This window comes from Microseira wollei NIES-4236 (genome assembly GCF_020521235.1).
GTDB classification, from domain to species: Bacteria; Cyanobacteriota; Cyanobacteriia; order Cyanobacteriales; family Aerosakkonemataceae; genus Microseira; species Microseira wollei.
In genome coordinates, this window is record NZ_BLAY01000346.1 from 1 (window position 1) to 4,461 (window position 4,461).

At 39.6% G+C, this 4,461-nt stretch carries 5 protein-coding genes; all 5 read right to left on the reverse strand.

The features are described from left to right. Positions 1–302 precede the first annotated feature (302 nt). The 5 genes from MiSe_RS47820 to MiSe_RS47835 all read right to left on the reverse strand — a co-directional run bounded on the left by MiSe_RS47820 (position 303) and on the right by MiSe_RS47835 (position 4,049). Complete coding sequence (locus MiSe_RS47820) at positions 303–812, reverse strand: TerB family tellurite resistance protein (protein ID WP_226594328.1); 510 nt, start codon at positions 810–812, stop codon at positions 303–305. A gap of 397 nt (positions 813–1,209) precedes the next feature. After that, on the reverse strand, positions 1,210–2,925 hold the full coding sequence (locus MiSe_RS47825) for an MFS transporter (RefSeq protein ID WP_226594331.1): 1,716 nt from the start codon (positions 2,923–2,925) through the stop codon (positions 1,210–1,212). Beyond that, positions 2,909–3,526, reverse strand: coding sequence for an O-methyltransferase (locus MiSe_RS47830; protein WP_226594333.1), 618 nt, complete (start codon positions 3,524–3,526; stop codon positions 2,909–2,911). Before MiSe_RS47830 ends, MiSe_RS47825 begins: the two co-directional genes overlap by 17 nt. Positions 3,527–3,578: 52 nt before the next feature. Continuing rightward, positions 3,579–3,701, reverse strand: coding sequence for a cupin domain-containing protein (locus tag MiSe_RS53470; RefSeq protein WP_373873042.1), 123 nt, complete (start codon positions 3,699–3,701; stop codon positions 3,579–3,581). 12 nt (positions 3,702–3,713) lie between these two features. Next, a complete protein-coding gene (locus MiSe_RS47835) occupies positions 3,714–4,049 on the reverse strand; it encodes a hypothetical protein (RefSeq protein ID WP_226594336.1) in 336 nt (111 codons plus the stop codon). Positions 4,050–4,461: the final 412 nt, after the last annotated feature.

Genomic DNA, 4,461 nt, shown 5'->3' on the forward strand with positions numbered 1-4,461 from the left:
TCTTCACCAATGTCAAGAATCAACATTAGTTAAGCTTAATATTGACTGCGGTTAAAACCGCTCGTGTCGATTTTCCGCCCCGCAATAAATTGACGGGGCTACCAATCTCCCGTTATTTTTAGGTGTCATGTTGAACGCAGCGAAGCGGAGTGAAACATCTCAGTATTTGCCCGAAATCATAGATTCTACTCTGCGAGAAGCCGCTACCGCGTCTACGTTCCGCTACCGCTCCACTCAGAATGACAAATTATACCTTCATCGACTTTTCAAACACCCTCTAACTTGAGAACCTAAGATGACTGCTAGTTGTTGTTATCCTCGACAAGCAAAGGATGCCCATCGGGATAGAGTAGTTTAATTCTTTTTTGGAACTGAGCCTTTTCCTGTTCACAAAGCTCTTCTATTTCCTTGACTACATCCTCAGAAACTTTTAATAGAGCGGCTATTTTGCGTATACATGCTTTTTCAGCTTCGTTGTATTCACCATCAGCACCACAAGCTTGAATGGCAGTGTAAATTAAGGTTCTTCTTCCTTGGTCACTAAAAGGATGGCTTGCTATTACCTGCTCTACATCCTCATCTGCGGAGTAGTTTTTTAACTCTTCGATTAACTGCTCTGAACCTCCCTTTGCTGCGGTTAAGCCGACTACCCAGTCTCTTTCAGCTTGTGAGAGGACTCTATCTCCTTTAGCAGCTATCAGCAGTGCTTTGGCAAAATATTCTATTACATCATCAGCTGGTTGTTGCTTAAAATTGAGTGATTGTCTGTAAAACCAATTACCTATCATTTTGCGGGTTGAATCAGATGTCATTGATTTTCTCGCTTATTTGTACTTTGTAACAGAGTGGTTATTTCCACTATCACTATTTATATCACACTTACAAATAAAAGTCAATACATAGAGCAAAAAAGTTTAGCGGATAGTTCAATCAGATGGTTCTTGTCAGTGGTTCATCGAAAGATTATGAATTTCAAAAAGCTATTACTTTTCTGAATGAGTTATTAGAGATTCTTTCAGAAAAGACTATAGACGAATGGCACTAAGATAAGCCAATAGCTTGGGTGGTAGGCCATCAATCCCACTCTCTGTTCTGAACGTCCAAAACCCAACGCGATCGCATACATCTAGAACCCAAGGTAGAACGAGCATTCTATGAAGCGGGGAAGGCATTAATGAAGTTAAGGGACAGAAGATTGTATCGTTGATATTAAGAAGCTGCTACCAAGTTTACAGATGACTTCAACTCATCACTATACATGAACTGATCTATTATTTCACTTATCTCATCTTCAGAAATATGTGTATATGGGTGAAAATCAAATTCTTCAAATACTGCTGGATCTTGGTTTTTATCAATTTTGTAATTATGATACAACATTTTCAGCTTCTTGAGACAATCTTCTCCGTCTTCATTGATATCAATTAATTTTGTAAACGAGTCAGCAAAATCACGATCTAAACGGCTAGTCATATATTCTTGCCATTCCTCCATCGTAATTATGCCATCTCCATTAGTATCTATTAAACTTTGCATCTTATTATGCAATCCAACCCAAAATGAATTAGCTATCCCATAGTCTGAAGAGTCAGGCGTCCAGTTCCTAATATCTGCAATTGCCTGAAAACCCTCCTGAAAGTCTCTTAGCTCAATTAGCCCATTTTTGTTATGGTCTAACAAATCAAATAGCTTCTTAATTTTGCGTTGGCGCTGCTTAGTGGTAACAGAAGATAAGCTTGATGCTGTCGCTACATACCAACCAAAGATGCTGGCTACTGCCATAACTATTGTTCCACTCCAAAACGACCAATCAGGACTCAAGCTTGTGTATGCGAACCCCGCTACAAGTGGCCCAACCATCTTTCCTAAACTTGAGGCTGATTCTGCAAATCCTAGAACCTCACCTTGCCGCTTGGCTCCAGCAGACTGAGAGAGCAAACTAATTAACAGAGGTCTACAAAGCGAAAAGCCAATGCTCATTACGGTAACTGCTCCCAATACCAACGGTAGATTAGTTGAAAAAGGGATCAAAAATACTCCAAACCCTAATACAGCCAGCCCGCCAAACAGTGAGTTGGCTTCACCAAATCTTTTAGTTAAAGGCCCGACTAACTTCGCTTGGACAAACACCGCCATTCCTCCCCAAAAAATATAGGTATAGCCAATTTCCTTAGGTCCCCACCCCAACTTTTGGTTACTCCAGATTGCAAGGATAGGTTGTATTCCCACCCCCACAAACATGATCGAAAACGATAAGAATAGGACGATACCTGTAGGTGGAACATTGAAGATTTCCAAAAACGTCACAAAGCTAGATCGATGTGGTAATTCTTGAGTTTTAGCTTGAGTTTTTATAAGTTCAGGTAGACCTAGGAAAGCAATGATAAATCCTATTGCTGACAGACCAGATGCAAATAAAGGTGGCAGCGTCAAATTAGGATGTTGGGGATCTGAACCAACTAAAAATGAGCTGATAGCAGGACCCAAACATAAGCCTAGCCCCAATGCAGCTACAACTACACCCATGTCCTTTGTGCGATTTTCCTTGGTTGTAATCTTAGAAAGATAGACAATTGCCAGCAGAAAGCTTGCTGCCATTATCCCTTCCAGTATGCGACTGCCAAATAGCATCCATAGGGTATTAGCTTGGCTCAACCACAGAAAGGCAAAACTGCTACCGATTAAACTAAGCAATAACGTTGGACGTCGTCCAAAGCGATCGCTCATCATACCCCATAAGGGCGCACAGCTAAACTGGAGCAACGAGTATACACTAAAAAGAAGTGTGATTGTACTAGCTGAGGCTCCAAACTTTAAAGCGTAAAATGGTAGCAACGGGAGTATTAGACCAAAACCAATCGCATCTGCTAATACACTTACAAACAAAATAAAATTTACTTTTTGGTTATTAGTTAATCTTCTCATATATTGCCAGCCCGTTATCTATATGATAAACAGAACCCCGATCTTGCATACTATTGCTTATTGTCTCCAAAAAGTCTTTCATTAAATACTTATAGTTAACAGCATTATCTGCGATTAGTAAACCACCAGGCTCAAGAATCTCATTTATATGATAGAAATATCGAATGTAGTTTTCGTCTGCATCTAGAAAAACAAAATCGTATTTTTGATTATTCAATTCTAAGAATTTTAACGCATTCATATGATAAACGCTGATCGCATTATCTAATCCTGCCTCCAAAATGTTTTGTCTAGCCATGTTAACTTTTGCCTGTGCCATATCTACTGTATGGACTTTACCTAAACTCGCGACAGCTGCAAGACCTAACCAAATTGATGAGTAACCAGCTGAGCAACCAAGCTCTAAAATGGCTTTGGCTTTTTTTCCTTTAGCTAAGTAATGCAATAATCCTCCAGTTGTGGGCAGTACTTGCCAGTATCTAATTTGTCCATCAGGAGTCCAAACACCTTCATGACCTGGCGAACCTTCTGGAACAGAATATGTTTGTGCTTCTTTTTCTAAACGCTCTAGCACAAGAACCGCTTCTGAAGAGACGAACATCACCAACCCCTTTAGGTAACTCCTAAGCCTTTCTATCTCACAAAAACTTCATTCATAAGAACTCCCAGTGTATCTGAGGGAACACTTTGCTTTCTGCCAACTCAAAGTTGTTAAAATCAAAGCCTGGTGTAACAGCGCAACTCACCAAAGAAAAATTATCATCTTGTGAAGGAATCTCCCCGTGTGATTAAGTTGCTATTTTTTGGAGTAATTCAGAGTCAATTGCAGCAAAATTATACTTATATCCATCAGACTTATGTATAGCTCTGGCATTCTCTGAACTAAAGCTTGCTTCTTTCCCTCCAAATGGAATGTATACAAGCTTTTTAGCTGCTTTTTTTACCCTTCCCATTAACATGGTTCCATCTTTTTTTGTCACTCTAATAATGTCTCCGGCTTTCCAATCTTTTCTGACTTTCTTTGGTTCATAACTTTCCCTTGGAAATCCATAGGCATCCATCGTTACAAATTGTTTATTTCCATGTCCATTACATTTAACTTGTAATGGTTGAAGTGTTTTCAAAATTACTATTAACGTCGTGTTTACACTGCTTAATCTGGATAGTGCCAGAAGAGAAATAGAAAAATCTCTAGTACAGCGCGTTGTAAATAAGGCAACCATTAGTAACAGACCAGAAGCTTACAATAAAAGCTTTTACGCCTTCTGCCTTCTAACGAGCGTACTTCTGACGAATTGTACTAATACTTTTCCCAGCATAGGTTGTGCTGGAAAAAGTACTTCTGTCACCCCAATATGACTTGCTATGGGTACTGAAAAAGCAATTGTTTACTCAAAAGGATTACCATTTGGTAAACATAAGGCAATACGTTTCTCCTTGACGCGCTGTTCTTCCAGATAGAGGTTTTCAATTTCCTGGACAACTTCTTCAGAAATTCCTAGGGCTTGAGCTACCTTGCGAATTGTGGCTTTCTCG

Coding starts and splice junctions, on each gene's coding strand:
- MiSe_RS47820 (WP_226594328.1), bottom strand. CDS start 812: ATGACATCTGATTCAACCCGCAAAATGATAGGTAATTGGTTTTACAGA.
- MiSe_RS47825 (WP_226594331.1), bottom strand. CDS start 2,925: ATGAGAAGATTAACTAATAACCAAAAAGTAAATTTTATTTTGTTTGTA.
- MiSe_RS47830 (WP_226594333.1), bottom strand. CDS start 3,526: ATGTTCGTCTCTTCAGAAGCGGTTCTTGTGCTAGAGCGTTTAGAAAAA.